At 43.2% G+C, this 16,961-nt stretch carries 16 protein-coding genes; 7 read left to right on the top strand and 9 right to left on the bottom strand.

The annotated features are described in order from the left end of the window. Window positions 1-41: 41 nt before the first annotated feature. The 4 genes from F6K46_RS31925 to F6K46_RS31910 form a co-directional block, all read right to left on the bottom strand. Entirely contained in the window at window positions 42-302 is a 261-nt protein-coding gene (locus F6K46_RS31925) for a hypothetical protein (protein ID WP_293065436.1), read from the bottom strand. A gap of 8 nt (window positions 303-310) precedes the next feature. Continuing rightward, the gene (locus F6K46_RS31920; RefSeq protein ID WP_293065433.1) at window positions 311-1,735 is read right to left on the bottom strand and encodes an aspartate aminotransferase family protein; all 1,425 of its coding nucleotides are present in this window, start codon (window positions 1,733-1,735) and stop codon (window positions 311-313) included. A gap of 222 nt (window positions 1,736-1,957) precedes the next feature. Continuing rightward, complete coding sequence (locus F6K46_RS31915) at window positions 1,958-2,176, bottom strand: hypothetical protein (RefSeq protein ID WP_293065430.1); 219 nt, start codon at window positions 2,174-2,176, stop codon at window positions 1,958-1,960. Between the two features lie 129 nt (window positions 2,177-2,305). Next, window positions 2,306-3,253, bottom strand: coding sequence for a thermonuclease family protein (locus tag F6K46_RS31910; protein ID WP_293065428.1), 948 nt, complete (start codon window positions 3,251-3,253; stop codon window positions 2,306-2,308). Between the two features lie 605 nt (window positions 3,254-3,858). Here F6K46_RS31910 and proX point away from each other — a divergent pair. From proX to F6K46_RS31895, 3 genes are all read left to right on the top strand, one after another. Then, window positions 3,859-4,890, top strand: a complete 1,032-nt coding sequence (proX, locus tag F6K46_RS31905) for a glycine betaine/L-proline ABC transporter substrate-binding protein ProX (RefSeq protein WP_293065425.1) — start codon at window positions 3,859-3,861, stop codon at window positions 4,888-4,890. Window positions 4,891-5,333: 443 nt separating this feature from the next. Beyond that, window positions 5,334-5,528, top strand: a complete 195-nt coding sequence (locus tag F6K46_RS31900; RefSeq protein WP_293065422.1) for a hypothetical protein — start codon at window positions 5,334-5,336, stop codon at window positions 5,526-5,528. 494 nt (window positions 5,529-6,022) lie between these two features. Continuing rightward, window positions 6,023-6,775, top strand: a complete 753-nt coding sequence (locus F6K46_RS31895; protein WP_293065419.1) for a cysteine dioxygenase family protein — start codon at window positions 6,023-6,025, stop codon at window positions 6,773-6,775. A 387-nt stretch (window positions 6,776-7,162) separates the two neighbouring features. On the opposite strand, the gene F6K46_RS31890 is transcribed toward F6K46_RS31895, so the two are convergent. Continuing rightward, on the bottom strand, window positions 7,163-8,050 hold the full coding sequence (locus F6K46_RS31890; protein ID WP_293117722.1) for a Dam family site-specific DNA-(adenine-N6)-methyltransferase: 888 nt from the start codon (window positions 8,048-8,050) through the stop codon (window positions 7,163-7,165). Between the two features lie 250 nt (window positions 8,051-8,300). Between F6K46_RS31890 and F6K46_RS31885 the strand changes: the two genes are divergently transcribed. Next, complete coding sequence (locus tag F6K46_RS31885; RefSeq protein WP_198954155.1) at window positions 8,301-8,453, top strand: hypothetical protein; 153 nt, start codon at window positions 8,301-8,303, stop codon at window positions 8,451-8,453. On the opposite strand, the gene F6K46_RS31880 is transcribed toward F6K46_RS31885, so the two are convergent. After that, window positions 8,391-9,026 carry a hypothetical protein gene (locus tag F6K46_RS31880; RefSeq protein ID WP_366510823.1) on the bottom strand — a complete coding sequence of 212 codons (636 nt, stop codon included), beginning with the start codon at window positions 9,024-9,026 and terminating at the stop codon, window positions 8,391-8,393. The two genes, F6K46_RS31885 and F6K46_RS31880, sit on opposite strands and share 63 nt — an antisense overlap. 236 nt (window positions 9,027-9,262) lie before the next feature. Between F6K46_RS31880 and F6K46_RS31875 the strand changes: the two genes are divergently transcribed. Beyond that, window positions 9,263-9,433, top strand: a complete 171-nt coding sequence (locus F6K46_RS31875; RefSeq protein ID WP_293065412.1) for a hypothetical protein — start codon at window positions 9,263-9,265, stop codon at window positions 9,431-9,433. Here F6K46_RS31875 and F6K46_RS31870 read toward each other — a convergent pair. The 3 genes from F6K46_RS31870 to F6K46_RS31860 form a co-directional block, all read right to left on the bottom strand. Then, entirely contained in the window at window positions 9,377-11,122 is a 1,746-nt protein-coding gene (locus tag F6K46_RS31870) for a WD40 repeat domain-containing protein (protein ID WP_293065409.1), read from the bottom strand. The genes F6K46_RS31875 and F6K46_RS31870 overlap by 57 nt on opposite strands. Window positions 11,123-11,196: 74 nt before the next feature. Then, window positions 11,197-13,188, bottom strand: coding sequence for an AAA-like domain-containing protein (locus F6K46_RS31865; protein ID WP_293065407.1), 1,992 nt, complete (start codon window positions 13,186-13,188; stop codon window positions 11,197-11,199). Between the two features lie 22 nt (window positions 13,189-13,210). Further along, the gene (locus F6K46_RS31860; RefSeq protein WP_293065404.1) at window positions 13,211-14,548 is read right to left on the bottom strand and encodes an AAA-like domain-containing protein; all 1,338 of its coding nucleotides are present in this window, start codon (window positions 14,546-14,548) and stop codon (window positions 13,211-13,213) included. A gap of 694 nt (window positions 14,549-15,242) precedes the next feature. On the opposite strand from F6K46_RS31860, the gene F6K46_RS31855 reads away from it, so the two are divergent. Together F6K46_RS31855 and F6K46_RS31850 are read left to right on the top strand one after the other, a co-directional pair. Continuing rightward, window positions 15,243-16,706 carry a bifunctional diguanylate cyclase/phosphodiesterase gene (locus tag F6K46_RS31855; protein ID WP_293065401.1) on the top strand — a complete coding sequence of 488 codons (1,464 nt, stop codon included), beginning with the start codon at window positions 15,243-15,245 and terminating at the stop codon, window positions 16,704-16,706. A gap of 48 nt (window positions 16,707-16,754) precedes the next feature. Next, window positions 16,755-16,961, top strand: a 207-nt coding sequence (locus F6K46_RS31850) for a hypothetical protein (RefSeq protein WP_293117719.1), incomplete at its 3' end; no start/stop codon positions are given.

Raw genomic sequence — 16,961 nt, 5'->3', positions numbered from 1 at the left:
TAATACCATAAAGTTCCTGAGTCAGGCTGTGTCCTTAGCAGTCAGGCAGCGTTCTCACGAATTGTCTCTGATTCCGCTTTTGAAGTGAGTGGGGTGACTTTGTCAATCTCTACACCTGAATGCTTACGACGAAGATAACGTCCCTCACCACATCCTACCTCCAGAACACTATCCACCCCTTCAAAGGTTCTCTTGATAAATTCTTCTTCTAACTTCTGATACTCCCTGACTCCTTCTGTCTCATTTTGAGGATCGAGCAAAGTCAATCCGATCCCTTCGTAAAAGTCTTTGCTATCTTTCATTATTTCTTCTATCCTTTAACAGCTTCACATAGTTTACCATAATCAAGTAAATTATGGAAAAACGTTTCTAGATCGGCTTTTTGCAATTCAGGGTTAGCGAGAATTAACCGAATCATAACCAGACCTTGATAATGAGCATAGTTTACAAAAGCTGTTCCCGAATGAAATAATCGGTTGCGTATGTCTAGATTCAGCTGGTCTAACCCAGTAGCGTCAAGCGGTTCATCTTTGGGGATATAACGGAAACAAATATTAAAAAATTGTGGTTCAGCGATTAATTCTAAATTATCGCAACGGCGGATATACTCGGTGGCATAATTAGCTAGGTCAAATAAATGATTGACCAGCTGCTCATAACCTTTTTTACCATAGTATTTCCAACACAGCCATAATTTTAGGGCATCTACTCTCCGACCACATTGTAACGATTTAGTTCCTAAATTATATAAATCATTTTCATCATCATGGAATAGATAATCGGTACCTCCCCCAGAACAAGCCTCTGACAATATTCCTTTTTCTTTGACTAAAATAGCCGAACAAATTAAAGGAACTCCCATTAACTTATGAGCATCCCAAGTAAAGGAATCAAATAACTCACTTCCTGCTAACAAATGCTGGTGTTTTTCACTGAATAAAACCGGGGCACCCCAAGCCGCATCCACATGCAGCCACAAGCCATATTTCCTAGTAATTTCGGCAAGGGTTGGTAACGGATCGAAGGCTCCTAAAACAGTTGTACCGGCAGTTGCACCCACAAAGAACGGTGTTTTTTCTTCTGATAAGCTCTGTTGAATCGCAGCTTCTAGTGCTTCGGGAATCATTTTGCCATCAACATCAGACTTAACCTTGACTAAATTTTTGATACCAATCCCTAACAAATTGGCAGCTTTTAAATAGGAATAATGAGCTTGATCGGAAACAAAGGCGACTAACTGATGATTACCCAATCCCTGCAATTTAGCTTCTGGTAAAACTTGATGTCGTCCACAAAGCATTCCGATCAGATTAGCATTACTTCCTCCAGTTACCATCAACCCTTCACCTGGATTAAACCCCACTAAACTGTTCAATTGTTTAATCAATTCTATTTCCATCAGGGTGGCTACTGGGGCGACATCATAGGTGTGCATGGTAGTATTGGTGGCACTGGTCACCATGTCGCCTATAATTCCCGGAATACTAGACCCACTAAAAAGTAGATTAAAAAATTGAGTGCTACCGGTTCTAACGCTATAGTTCAGGTAAGATTCTACTATAGGAATTAACGCTTCTAACGCCACTCCCTCATCGGGTAAGGTTAAATCGAGTTTTTCCTTAAGATCATTAGCGGTTTGATAATTAACAACTTTGGGATCGGGTTCCAAATTAGCGTCTAAATAGTTTAGAATTATGGTAAAGGCTTTAGTCAGGGTTGTTTCTGTATCTTTCATAGGGGGTAGGGAGTAGGGAGTAGGGAGTAGGGAGTCGGGAGTCGGGAGTCGGGAGTCGGGAGTCGGGAGTCGGGAAAATTTACTCTATATTATTACTATTAAAAACGCTATAATTGGAGATATTATCGACGGCCTTACTATAAAGTATAGTAAGGCAAAAACCGGCAATGATATCAATCATAACAGGTTTTTGATATTAAAGCAATGAGAGGAAAATTTTAATTATTCTATCGGTATAGTTAACGGCACAATACCGATTTGTAGACGTTGCTGAATCTTCGCGCTGAATAGGAGTAGAGTGGGCATCCTGCCCGCCCGAAAATATATTGAAACTGGCAAGATGCCAGTTCCACGCCTGATACCAGTTTTCAAAAGTAGCGTCATACTTACAATAAAAACATGACCATATACATTGGCTTTCGTAATCTGTATGTATGTCATGACTTTTGATTTTTGGGATGATGCCCATTCCACAAAACTCTTAAAATCCTTCTATTATTAAGCAACGCCGATTTGTAAGTTATCAGCTAATGGGCTACGCCCATTAGCTGATAACTGATAGCTGATAGCTTACAGGAAATCAGCTAGTTGCTTGGCATCTGTGATTACGATTTGAGGCTTACCATCCTGATTGGGAGGATAAAGACTCGCGGTTCCAGAGACATACACATAGCCTCGACCCGATTTGGCATAGCGGGTTTCAATTAGTCCCAAGATGGTTTGAGCTGCTTGGGAATCCCGATCGGGAATCCAGAGATTAAACCGGTGAAATCTTGACCCAGCGTAGATCAGAGCACCATTACCAGGCCATTGATTAATCCCTCCTTGCAGGTCACACAATACTGTGATTTGGTTGCCAGCTTTAGCCGCTTCTACGATCTCATTGTAGTTTAGACGCACCGATAGCACCCCGGCTTGACTGCCTGCGTTACGGTAGTCTTCTACCACCTGGTTTCGTAAATACCACCAAGGAATCAGGGTGGTATAGTCTCTGCTCTTTCCACCAGCATTGGTGGCTGGATCCCAAATCCCTATGCCTTTGGCTTGAGCCTCCGCCTCCGCCTCCATAAACTCGCGGTGATAGAGGCGCGACGATCCATATTTTACAAAATAAGGGCTCCAGCCTTCCCGGACAATGCGCACATTGAAATTCTCCTGCTCTCCGGCTTTGTAGATATAACAGAGCAATCGCCCATAATTGCCCCGATGTTTCGCCAGGCAAACCTCCACCGGATCGTTGGTGTCGAATTCAAGATCCACCCATACATCCTGATTGGGTATCCCTTGCTCGTTTGCCCCGAAATACTCCTTCGCCCATTGTGAGGCCAGGATACCAGCATTGGTTATCGGTTTACTGCCAGCGCGCTGACTTTCCTCTGTGTCAAGACAAACAAACCGAATTGATTCTTGCTCATTATCCAAGAGTATCTTGATGGTGTCACCGTCAACAACTTTGAGCAGTTTGAGATTTTTGATGACTGTACCTTTCATTAGCTCTCCTGTTTGTTGGTCAACCATGAAATGAGGGATTATAATTGCTTCTTGTTTGAGGTGCAGCGCCAGAAGATATAATGGGTGTGATATAAGTGTTTTTCTGACCTTTCCTATAGGATATCATGTTTTTACAAATCTAATTCAGTCAGTGGAGTTTCATCTCCAGTTTGATGTTGGTGAAGGCTAATTTATTAGGGAGCAGGGAGCAGGGAGCAGGGAGCAGGGAGCAGGGAGCAGGGAGCAGAGAGTAGGGAACAGGGAACAGGGAACAGGAAAGTGGGCAAAAATTTTGTATGCCTCATAGGTATGATAAACGCTATCATAAAAATTACACCTAAAAAAAGCTTACGCATAACTTTAGCGATGCATCGCTTTTTTTTAGTAACCTTAAAATTCTAGCAATATAAGTATAGTTTAGGATATATTATTTGGGTTTATATGATGTCAGGATAATTACCCTTAATCCAAATCTCCCCCATCTCCCCACCCTCCCCACACTTCCCACACTTCCAACCCTCCCCACACTCCCTACTCCCTACTCCCTTCTCCCTACTCCCTACCCCATTAAAAACTGCTATAGTTATGACTGAAGGTAAGACTTCATGATAAAAACCCTGGGAGAGGATTTAATGAAACGACAAGTAAGACAACTGATCAAACAACTTACCTTGGGAATCACTCTGACAGCTTTAATCGGTTTAAGTGCCTGTGAGTCAACCTCCTCTGGAAAAAAAACTAAAGTTCGTTCTGCCCATAGTAACTGGGTAGAGGAACAGTTTCAAACCAAAATCGTCAATATTGGTCTGGAAAAACTTGGTTATGAAATCGAAGAACCGAAAGAAATAACCTATCCGGTTATTTATGTCTCTGTGGCTAATGGCGACCTAGATTATAGTACTATTAACTATGAAAGAGGACACCAAGAATTCTTTGAAAATGCTGGAGGTACCAAAAAGTTAGAGCGAGTTGGAGTTATTACTCCTGATGGTATACAAGGCTATCAGATTGATAAAAAAACGGCTGAGAAATATAACATTACTAACCTGGAACAATTTAAAGACCCAAAAATTGCGAAACTTTTTGATACAGACGGCAATGGTAAAGCCAATTTAATCGGTTGTGATCCTGGTTGGTTTTGCGAAATAGTAATCGATCATCACCTGAAAGCTTACGGATTAGAAGATACGGTTGAACACACTAGAGGACAATACATTGTGCTACTTGCAGATGTTATGACTCGCTACAAGCAAGGGGAAAGTATTTTATATTATGCTTATAATCCTCATTGGATATCTACCGTATTAAAACCGGATCAAGATGTAATTTGGTTAGAAGTTCCCTTTACTTCTCTTCCGGAATCGCAAAAAAATATAACCGAAAAAGGAACCTCAGTAGACGGAAAAAATCTCGGATTTGCTGTGGATCGTCAGCGCATTATTGGTAACAAGAAATTTTTGGCAGCTAACCCAGTTGCTAAGCGTTGGTTTGAACTGGTTCAAATTCCGGCTGAGGACATTAACGTTGAAAGCTTAAAGATCAAAGAGGGTGAGAGCAGTTCAGAAGATATTAATCGCCATGCTAAAGAGTGGGTTGAGAAAAACCAAGAGTTGTTTGATAGCTGGGTAGAAGAGGCAAAAAAGGCAGGAGGTGATTCTATTTAAAGGGAATAGGGAATAGGGAATAGGGAGTAGGGAGTAGGGAGTAGGGAGTAGGGAGTAGGGAATTTTTGTGTACTTAATAGCTATTAAAAAGGCGTTGCTGAATCAAGGAATGAATGCGCGATCATCTGGTTTTGGTCAAGCCCCCTAAATCCCCCAACTTTGCGGTGCGACCCGTGGCGAATTTAATTCGCCTACGGAAAGCGCACCGGAGGGGAATTTGAAAGTCTTTTTCCCCCCAAAATTGGGGGGCTAGGGGGGCAAAACCATACCCATAATCAGCAACACGTAAGTTAATTTTTTTTACAAAAAAGCGTTCGTATAACTTTAGCGAACGTTTTTTTATTCCCCCTAAAACTACCCAAAAAAACTTTTTTAAAAACCCTTGACAAAATTGTTAGAATAATTATTATTATAAATATAAATACGAATTCAATCTTTGATTCATGTCAAAAAACCCAAACCTAAAGAAACAACCTGTTGAGCACACTATGAAAGGCTCTCGTCAAGCAGTAATGCATAGTATGCACATGCTTTATGTCTTTGGCTATGCCGAGATTTGCGAGTGGAGCCCTCTGGAGCCAACTGGTGTTCCAGACGAAGTGATTACGACAATGATGAAGTATTGGCTGTTGCCATAACACTTTGTCTTGATGCAGTCGCTCATGGGGGAAACCCCCAAGACCGCGCTGCATCGCTAAATTTATGGGGGGTTTTCCCCCCCTGGGAAAAGCTCCGGTCTGGTCGCGTAGGGTGACCTTTGGCCAATCAAATAACATCACATCAGGTTAGGTTTGGGATCTGACTGACATCAAAATTTAAATCCACTTACTGTGGCATTGAAAAAGCCGTGGACATTATGTCTACGGCTTTTTTTTATGTTTGAGACTTGTATTTTTTATCTGTTGCTTGTTGCCTTTTGCTTTTTGCCTTTTCCTCAAAATATTTTATAATATCATGTGGTCAACGATACCAGCTACTATGCAGCAGTGGTCAAGATATTGTATTCTAATTGGAGATGCTATTGGTGTCATGCTTGAACAATACCATAGTTCTTTCCTCCAACCTGCGGAATGCAGGCTCTAAACTAATTTGGCTAACAACCAAGTTTATTCAAAAATTAGAGGATGTAAAAATGATTCAGGTTATTCAGGCAAACGCGACTTCATCGGAGCAAAGTTTTCCCGAGAGTATCCAGCGCTTAATTAGCAATATCAAAAATCAGTCGGCAATGGTACCGACAATTGCTCGTGAGTGCATTTTGGATGCACGCATCTCACCGGAAGACTTGATGGGATGGGCTGACTTTGATCATCCCATCACCGACAGCTACGGTCGAAAGCTAATTTACCACGGCGGTTCCTTTGAAATTATGGTATTGTCTTGGGCTCCAGGAGACTACACCACGATTCATGACCACGGCGCAAGCCAATGGGGAGCAGTACAGTGTTTTGGCGAGGCGGAAGACTACATGTATACCTTAACAGATGGAGTGCTGCAAACCCAGAAGCGGCTGGAGTTTAGCTCAGCACAGGTAAAGGCGGTAGCTGAAGATATGATTCACCAGATGGGCAACCCCGGAAAATTCGCCTTTTTGAGCCTTCATGTATACGGAGGCGAAAACCCCAACGACTCCATCACTAGCAACTCACGAATCTTTGACCTGTTTGAAGGCAGCATTCAACGAACGGATGGAGCAGCGTTATTTTGCTTGCCAGAGGCAGAAATTAAAGAGCGGCACTATGGCTTACAAGCAGATGCTAACACTACTCTCAGACACCACGAAAAGATGCGCGATCGCATCTGTCGAATCCTTGCAGTACAGGAAAATCCTCTACTTCGCTCAAAATTAGCTGTGTTAGACGAGCAAATCTCACAGCTCAAGTAAACTAAAGATAATTGGTAATTGCTAATAGACCTCTCCACAAATTGCAAAGCCAGTCTATCACTAGGTTTGAGATGCAGGGTAATCGCATCTAATTTGGTATAAGTTGTACTTGACAAACAACCGCGTGTATAATGATGGATGTGAGAGTTTATATATGATTAAATTAATAATAAGTAGTTTTAATAAAAAACGTAAGCTGTTTGGCCTTTAAATTGGATATTATTCAGTTATAATAAAAAACGTAAAATCCTATTACCCTGATCTGATTTTTACCTCCTACCCTGCTATCATAAGCATGCAATTAAAGCGATAATAATTAATTTTTAGCATTGTTACCTATTGTCTACTACCTGCTCCCAAATCCCGACTCCAGACTTCAACAATCAGTCAATAGTTAGTAACAATAATTTCCCTAATTTCTCCTCTGCTATTTCCTTTAGAGTTTATTCTACGGGATGCCAATATTCGCTCAATAGTAAACCCTTGATATAAGTCATCGAAAAACAAATCATTAACATAGTTAGTTGGATCAGAATTGCTGAGCATTTGATGGGCTCCTGCCTGATCAGCTTTCACAAACACATCCCGTAAACGACGCTGCTCATTATCATCAAATTCCAGGGAGTGATAGGAATTGAAATTGGAGGTTTTGCTGATAGGACGATAGGGAGGATCATAGTAAATAAAGGTGCTATGATCAGCATATTCCAGGACTTGACTAAAGTCCCTTTGTTCTATTTCAGCAATTTGGAATAGCTTGGAGACAGCTCGCAGATTATTGGCATTCAGAATTTTAGGATTTTTGTATCGTCCCACTGGCACATTAAATTCTCCTTTGCTATTGACCCGATACAGACCGTTAAAGCAGGTTTTATTCAGAAAAACTGTTATGGCAGCCCGCTTGCTCCAATCTTGATCGTAATCGTTAGCATCGATTTGTTTATTAAAGGTGTTATATTGGTTACGATATTCGTAGTATAATGCTTTCCGACGTTGATCATCTTTAGGCAGGTATGTATTACTAAGCTTTAACAGTTCTTTGATCAGGGATTCAACATCCTGTTGGATAACCTTATAAAGGATAATCAGCTCAGGATTGGTATCAAATAGATATGCTTTCTGGATATCAAAACTGTTTACAATATCGAAAAAAACTGCACCTCCTCCCACGAATGGTTCGATATAAGTCGTCAGAGTTCCCTTACTTAACTTTGGGGAGTATCTCTCTCGAAGTTGTGGCAGAAGCTGAGTTTTGCCACCTGCCCATTTTAGCACAGGAGATGGTATTTTATGGGTTTTCAATGGGGTGAGATATATTTGTTTAGGGAGTAGGGAGCAGGGAGCAGGGAGCAGGGAGTAGGGAATAAAGAACAGGGATCACCCGTCCGGAAAGTCTCCCTTATTAAGGAAAAAAATCCTGTCTACCTCATTACTATTATAAACGGTATAACTAGAAATAATAAGCTATTGAATAATCTTTCTAATTTTACTTAATCTTAATAACTAAAATAGCGTTTATTAGTAAGTGTCAGTTACATCTAAATTTTATTCCCTGCTCCCGACTCCCTACTCCCTACTCCCTACTCCCTGCTCCCGACTCCCTACTCCCTATGCCCTATTCCCTGCCCCCATCTCTATCACCAAGAACAGCTATCAAAATTCGGAACAATTCTTCTAAATCAGCTGGAACACGGTACAAATTCAGGTCTTGGGTAACTTGTTTATGCTCTCGGTGCAAAAGCCCAAACTGCCAGATATCCCCTGTAGAAACAGCACCCTGTAAAATCAATTGCTCAGTGTCACTCCATAGATCCAGGGCAATTAATTCTACAGCAAGTTGGGTAAAGCCTCTTTGGAGATTAGCATTTTTTGCTTCTATTACCAGCAGTTTACTATCTGTATAAAGATAATAGTCTAGATAACCTTTTAAGTATTCTGTAACAGTGAGGGGATATTCGATTCTTAGCTGGGCTTGAGTATAGTGAACTAAATCAAGTAAAATGGGAGCGATTAGTAATTCCCGTCGAGCTGCTTCACTGGTTAAACTAACATAGGGTAAGCTTTCTTCAATTCTAGATTTGAGACTAGAAAGTCGGTCTAGTTTTGTCGTAGACTTTTCTAAATTCAAAGATCTTCGTTTCAAAATATAGCCAAATTCAGCCAGAATGTCTTCTGGCTCAACCACCATTTCAAAATAACTTCTAAAGGTATAAGATTTACCAGGTTGGAGGATGGGAATTTTGTTCATCATTAAAATAGGGAGTGGGGAGATGGGGAGATGGGGAGATGGGGAGATGGGGAGATGGGGAGATTTTTATTAAGCGATGCAGCGCGGTCTTGGGAAGGCAGCGCGGTCTTGGGGGTCTCCCCCATGAGCGACTGCCGTGGTTTCCCCCATGAGCGACTGCATCAAGACAGGATAATTATCCTGAAATGATATAAGTTTAATTATTTAGATAAGTTATAATTATAGCGTTTATCATAGCTATGAGGTACACAATATTTTTCACCTCTTGCCTCTTGCCTCTTGCCTTTTGCCTTTTGCCTCTTACCTGCTCCCTGCTCCCTGCTCCCGACTCCCTACTCCCTACTCCCTACTCCCTACTCCCTTTTCAATTCCTTAATCCGATCACAAAGAGTGCGATCGCGTTTTTCTAGCTCAGCATTTGTTTTCAAATAATCCTGGAGCCAATCACAACTATAAGTTAGGACTTGATCAAGATCATCGGGGACTTGATCCAGATTCCACAAAATCACGTTACTATCAGCACTAGCGGAGGCTAGGATTTTCCCATCTTGGCTGAAAGCGATTCCCTCTACCTCATCCTGATGTGCGGTGAGGGTACTCAGCAAGTTACCATTGTGATCCCAAAGTTTCACCGTCTTGTCAGCACTGGCAGACGCGATCATTGTGCTATTGGGTCTAAAGGTCACTCCCGTAATCCGGTCACTGTGTCCTGTCAGGGTATGTCGCAGTTTTGGTTTGGTCAGATTCGAGTCTTGAGTGTCCCCTTCCCAAACTTTGACTGTCTTATCCTCACTACCGGAAGCAATGAACTTACCATCAGGGCTAATTGCTACTGTTTTCACCTCATCCTCATGGCCTGTGAGAGTATAGAAACTATTGCTCCAGCATTCCGGTAGTAAATTGCTGTTTTGAGTTGGTTTTGCAAGCCCTGTACAGGTACTATCCCGCTGCCACAGTTTAATGGTTTTATCTTCAGACACTGAAGCAATTATCTTACCATTGGGACTGAACGCTACTCCCTCCACCTCATTGCTATGACCTTCTAGGGTGGTTAGCAAGCTACCATCCCGCTGCCAGAGTTTAATGGTTTTATCTTCAGACGCTGAAGCAATTATCTGACCATCGGGACTGAATGCTACTCCCTCAACCCCAGCGGAATGATTATTTAGGGTAGCTAAGAAGGTACCATGTTTATCCCAGAGTTTCACTTTCTTGTCACTACTTGCCGAAGCAATAATGTCACCATCGGGACTGAATGCTACTCCATTAACTATAGCGCTATGATTATCTCGGGTAAGTTTTAAGGTGCCGTCTGGTTGCCAGAGTTTGACAGTTTTGTCGCTACTTCCTGAAGCAATTGTCTGACCATCGGGGCTGAATGCTACTGCCCTTACCCCATTCCAATGACCACTAAGGGTTGTGTACAAAGTACTGTTTTGTTTCCACAGCTTAATGGTACTGTCCTCACTCGCCGAAGCAATTATCTTACCATCAGGACTGAAGGCGATTCCCTCGACCTCATCCCGATGACCTTCTAGGATAGTGAGCAACCTGCCCTCTTTTGTCCAGAGTTTAATGGTATTATCCTCACTAGCTGAGGCAATTAGCTTACCATCGGGACTAAAAGCAACTTCATAAACTTCGTCCCGATGTCCTGTTAAGGTGTTAAGCAACCTACCCTCTTTTGTCCAGAGCTTGACAGTATTGTCTTCAGAGGCAGAAGCTATGATCTCACCATCGGGGCTAAACGCTACTCCTTCAACTCCACTCTCATGGCCTGTTAAGGTTCTAAGCAACCTACCCTCTTTTCTCCAGAGTTTGACAGTATTGTCTTCAGAGGCAGAAGCTATGATCTCACCATCGGGGCTAAAGGCTATTCCTTCAACTCCTGCACTATGCCCGATCAGGAGTTTGTGTAACTTGCCTTCTAGGGTCAAAAGTTTGACAGTGTTGTCTTCACTAGCTGAGGCGATAAGCTTACCATCCGGGCTGAAGGCTACTGCTTCAAACCCAGCACTATAGTTAGTGAAGGTGTTGACTAGAGTGCCGTCTTTTCTCCAAAGTTTGACAGTCTTGTCACTACTAGCTGAGGCAATCATCTTAGAGGATATCTGAAAAGTTTTTTATACTGAATTTTGCCCCCCTAACCCCCCAACTTTGGGGGGAACAAGAGTCAATTTGCTTGTAAAAGTCCCCCAGAATTGGGGGACCAACGGGGGCTTGGATGTAGCAAATGAGACTTCTCAGACAACCTCTTACCATCTGGGCTAAACGCCACTCCCTTAACTTGCTCGAGATGCCCTTCTAGGGTGTTTAACAGAGTGCCGTCTCGCTGCCAAAGTTTGATGGTCTTGTCACCACTAGCCGAGGCAATCATCTCACCATCCGGGCTAAAAACCAGGTCGTAAACCGCAGCCCGATGTCCTGAAAAGCGATTGTACTCCTTAATCTCATAAATGATTCGCCAGAGCATTTTCTCAACTTCTTGAGTCTGGGTATTTGCCTTTGCCCCAGCTAACTGTTGCAGTTTCTTCCAAGCCTTGATGGCGTAGATCAAGGCATCCAACTTGTGATTGGAGGCATAGAACGCTTCAGAGGATTTTGCGATCGCATTAATTTCGTTAATGGCAGCTTTTTCGTACTCCAGGAAAGCGATCAGACCTAAACTAGCGGACACTAGAAATGCTGTGCTCACTGTAGCCAGCAGGAGCTTTTGCAGTCGGGAAATTTCTTGTTCTTTGGTCAATTGTATTGCCACGGCTTTAGTTCGTGCGGCTTCAGCCCGTTGAGTGTCCCGTTTATCCAAAGCTTGGCTAGCCGATAAGAACTGATAATCTTGGTCACTCAGGCTACGGGAATCTGCCCAAGCTAGGGCATCGAGTAAGGCTTGACCTCGCAATAGTCTCGATTCATCCTGACAATCACCATTGAACCAAGCTCTTAGACTTGTGCCATAGGGACGAAGATTTGATAGTTGCTTGCTGACCCAATCACAGTTGAAAACAGCAGCATAAATGTGGTTCCGAACCCTAACCTTGCCCTCACTCTTGACCACTAATCCCGACAGTAGCAATTCCATTTGTTCCCAACTGTCATCTGCTGCTACTGCCCCCTGTTGCAGAATTTGCTGATAAAGTCCTAATAACCGCCCAGCCCGTTGCTCATTGCTGAGAATGCGATCGCGTATAGTCCTGAGATGCTCTGGTTCATCTTGGACTTCCCAATTCTCGATAATTCGCCTACCCACAAGGTACTCAATCGATGTGGGATTGACAGTACACCTCTTGCCACAGTAGTTTTTTGATACTGTTTTTGATACTGTAGTGGTGAATTTTTGCTCACTGTTCCCTGTTCCGGGTACCGAAGTTCCCTCTTCTGAAAGAAGTCTAGTACAATGCTCTATATCCTCTAGAATCAGCTGACATAGCTTTTGAGTCAGTAAAGGCTGTCCTCCCGTAAACCCCAAGATTTCCCTAAGTAAGGCTTTGGGATTGCTAACCCTGCCGTTAAATCCTAGCGCTAGGGGTTTGGCTTCTTCCAGAGTAAATCCACATAACTCAATCCCCCGTCCGATATTAAACGGAGTGCGTTGCTTATCTAAGATCAAATCCGTGGGAGTGGCTACCCCTAACAAAACAAAACTGAGGCGTTGGTAGGCTTGGTTTTCTGTGCGCTTGTTGTAGCAGGCTCGGATTAGGGCAAAAAAATCTTCAATCGGGAACGATAAACCCAGAATGCTATCGATTTCATCAATAAAGATCACCAAATTTCCCTCAACAAGAGCCAGTAGCACCTCCTCAATAAAATCACTCAGACGCTTGACTGGGGATAGATAAGAGCGTGAGCGCCACCAAGCTCGTAAATTGACCTGGAGGTTGAAGCTGCTAACCAGACAGCGTGATATTGTAGCATACCACTGGTCTGCTGTCAAATCTTGGGTACCAATTTCCGTCAAATCAACGATTCCACAGTGTATGCCTATTGCTTGTAATCGGTGAGTAGTTTGCACCCTCAAAGAAGACTTACCCATTTGCCTGGAGGTAAGGACATAGCAAAACTCCCCCGCTACCAGAGCCTGATACAAATCCTGATCTGCTTTACGGCGCACATAGCAGAGGGTATCAGGGGGTAAACTCCCGCCCACTTGATAGTTGTGGTTTTTCATAATTTACGGGCATCCATGGGTTTTATCCCAGGTAAGTACTAAAGTACTGACGATACAAATCACAACTAGGCACAGCCCCCTGTTTGTGGAGCTGTACTAATCCTAAACTTTGCAACTTAAAGGCTAGCTTTTGCTCTAATTCCACTGGCTCGGATGACATCACTACTTTTTGATAGGCTGCGACCAGTTCTGGATATTGTTGTAGATTCCACCATTGTCGTCGAAGGTCATCATGATAAATTCCCGATTCGCTTGCTGCTGAATTCAATAACTCCTCAAAGGTAACGTCACCGCGCCTAAGATGATATAACGCTACCCTTAAAAGACAAGGATTTCCTCCTACTTTAGCCATAATTAAAGATACCTGATCGAAGCTGGAATCATCACTACCCCAATCGATTCCGTGGCGACGGGCTAATTCTTGCACTTGGGCGTTAGTAAACTCTGGCAATTCAATGGATAATCCCACATTAAAGGGGGATTGGTGGATATGTAACGTAATATAAACGTCAGTAGAATGTATAATAATTAAGCGCAATTTTTGCCAAATTGTGCTACCGGTTACACCGTATTTGGCTTTCTCATACCAAGCTCGCAACAAACCCAAAAAATCCGTGGCAATGGCAGGGTAATTAAACAACAGGTTAACCTCATCTAATGCCAATACCACCGGTGTATCTATTTCTTTTAATAGATAATTCTCGAAGTAATCTGTGGTATTTCCACTGCTGCCAAAGATATCATCCCAATAATCAGCCAGTCGATTCGGTAATTCTAGGCTACGAGTGACTGTGGCACAGAACCATTGTAAAAATCGCTCTAAATCCGTGAAGACATTGGCATCGGCTTGCTGCAAGCTCAGAGCGACTGTGCGGAAGCCAGATGCTCTAGCATGATCGAGAACCCTAACCATCAGGGAGGTTTTACCCATCTGTCTAGGGGCTTTAATTCGGATTAATGCTCCTGGCTGCAACACTGTTTCGTAACATAAAGAGTCATTGGGGGGACGCTCGATATAAAAAGAAGAATTTAGAGGCACCACACCTCTGGGCAATTCCATCTCTGTAGGTAATTCCAGCTCCACCTCTGGCAACTCCTCAAGCTCCACCTCTCGTAATCGGTCCCTGATCACAGAACGAATGTTATTTTTTGTGATCTTCTCTCCAAAAACCTCTGAGAGGATATGCCACAACCGGGAGCCAACCACCCGAATGTAATCGGCATCGTAACCAGAACCGTCAGCAATCTCTTGATAAGTTTGTCCTGACCAACATTGGCGGAGCACCAGTTCTTGAACAGCATTTAAGCGTTCGGGTTTGATGACCGTATCTACCATCGCCAATGCTTCTTCAACACTCATTACTTTTTATTATGTAATTGATTATAATTATTTATTACTTTTTCTCACAGACAAAGCCACATTGCCGATTTACCCTAAGCATAGGGATCGCAAATCGTCCTTTAGGGTTAACGCCAAGCCAGCGATCAATAAGCGATCGCTGGCTACCTACTTCAAGGGGGATCAGCTTCCCTAGTCAAGCAGGCTTACGCAATTAAGCCATCTAAAAACTACCTATACGGGTTAAAGGGTAACAGTTAAAACTACCTCGTAATTGTGGGCATCCAACAATAGGGCATGGGATTTACCCCTACTCCATGCTCTATTTTGTTATATTTGGTTAATTAATGGTTAACTAAGATGTTCCATAACTGATCCATGGTACTGTTCCACGGTGGCTAGCGTTGTATTGAAGTTTGGTTTTCGACAGTTGACCGTTGCTTGTTTATCGTCCACATTCACTCAACATTCAACAGTCCCACCTCTGATTTAAACGGTATAACCGCAACTTAGGATGATGCCAAACAGCGTTATTGATTTGCTGAGTAAAACCATCAGGAAGGATGTTCATCGTTAACAACCATTAACAGAATTGAGCTTAAAGAATATGGCAAAACGTTTACTATACCACAGCTTTTGCCTTTCCGGTTTCCTTTTTGGCTCAATTATCAATGAGTAACTCAATTGAGCTAATTCAGGGTGATAGAGAAAATAGGTGTTCGCTAGAAGTAACAATGATCAGCAACCTGTAGAAAGGTTTCAGGATTGTACCTTTAATGACCTCCTGATTCCCTGGCTCAACCCAGATAGTTTTAGGAGACGGTTGAGGCAAGTAATCCAGAGGTCAAAGCGGTATAAGGGTTATCGATTCGCCGTCTTATTGGTGGGTTTGGAACGTTTCAAAGTCATTCAGTTTAGTATGGGACGGCCAGTGGGAGCAAAATTGCTAAAGGCTTTTGATACTCGCTTGACTTATGCTCTGAATTCTACCATTAACTATACCATTAACTATACAGTGGCGCGGTGGTCCGAAGATGAATTAGCGGTCTTGCTCGAAGACATTAACGATATCAGTGAAGCTAGCTTGGTAGCAGAACAGATTTGCGCTAGCCTGCGGACGCCTTTTTCGATTGATGACCATGACATCTTTTTGAGTGCCAATATTGGAATTGCTAGCAATGACAGGGATGATTACCAAGCCTCTGCTCTTCTTGACAACGCCAGTCTAGCTCTTTATCGAGCCAAAATGGAGAGTAACACTGGCTATCAGCTGTTTACCCCTGCCATGCGCACCCGGAGTGTAGAGCGGTTGCAGTTAGAAGATAGTTTACGCTTGGGTATTAAGCGCCAAGAATTGCGGCTTTATTACCAGCCAATTGTGTCTCTTGAAACCCATAAGCTGGCTGGCTTTGAGGCACTGGTGCGCTGGGAGCATCCCGAACGGGGACTGCTGTTGCCAGCAGAGTTCATTCCAGTGGCAGAAGAAACAAAGCTGATTGTGCCACTGGGTTGGTGGGTACTACAAGAGGCTTGCCAACAAATGTGGCAGTGGCAACAACAGTTTCCCCACTATCGGGATTTAACGATCAGCGTTAACATCTCCAGCTTACAATTATCCCAACCGGATCTAATCGGGAAAATCGACACAATTTTGTGGGATTCTGGTCTTGATGCCCAGAGTTTGAAACTGGAGATTACAGAAAGTATACTACTGGAAACCACTACAGTAGTTCTGTTGGAGAAACTCAAACAGCGACAGATTCAGTTGTGCATTGATGATTTTGGGACTGGCTATTCTGGCTTCAGTTACTTGCCAAATTTTCCCATAGATATATTAAAAATTGACCGCTCTTTTGTCAAAGGTATGAGTGATAATCACAAACATGAGAAAATTTTGCGGTGGATGGTAAAGTTGGCAAACGACTTCGGCATACATGTAGTGGCAGAGGGAGTGGAAACCGAAAAGCAATTGGGACAGCTTTGTGATTGGCGTTGTCAATATGGACAGGGGTATTGGTTTTCTAAGCCTTTAAATGCCCAAGCTACTGAAGCCTGGTTAGAAGCTCTAAGTGTGGGGAGATGGGGAGATGGGGAGATGGGGATAGGGAATCGGGAATCGGGAATCGGGAATCGGGAATCGGGAATCGGGAATCGGGAACTTCGGATAAAGGAAGATTAGGAACAACAGAGGATTTCTTGGTGTGATCAGAAATCAGGATTGGGTTTGATGATCGACTGCGTGTTTGAGATACTTATAAGGTACATTCAATTTTCCCATAGGCCACTCCCGACTCCCGACTCCCGACTCCCGACTCCCGACTCCCGACTCCCGACTCACGACTCCCGACTCCCGACTCCCGACTCCCGCCTCCCGACTCCCGACTCCCTACTCCCTACTCCCTACTTCCTAACAATTACCTTACCCAGATCTGAA

It is taken from the genome of Moorena sp. SIO3E8, assembly GCF_010692445.1.
In the GTDB taxonomy this organism is placed as follows: Bacteria; Cyanobacteriota; Cyanobacteriia; order Cyanobacteriales; family Coleofasciculaceae; genus Moorena; species Moorena bouillonii.
This window is presented reverse-complemented; position numbering and strand designations above follow the sequence as displayed.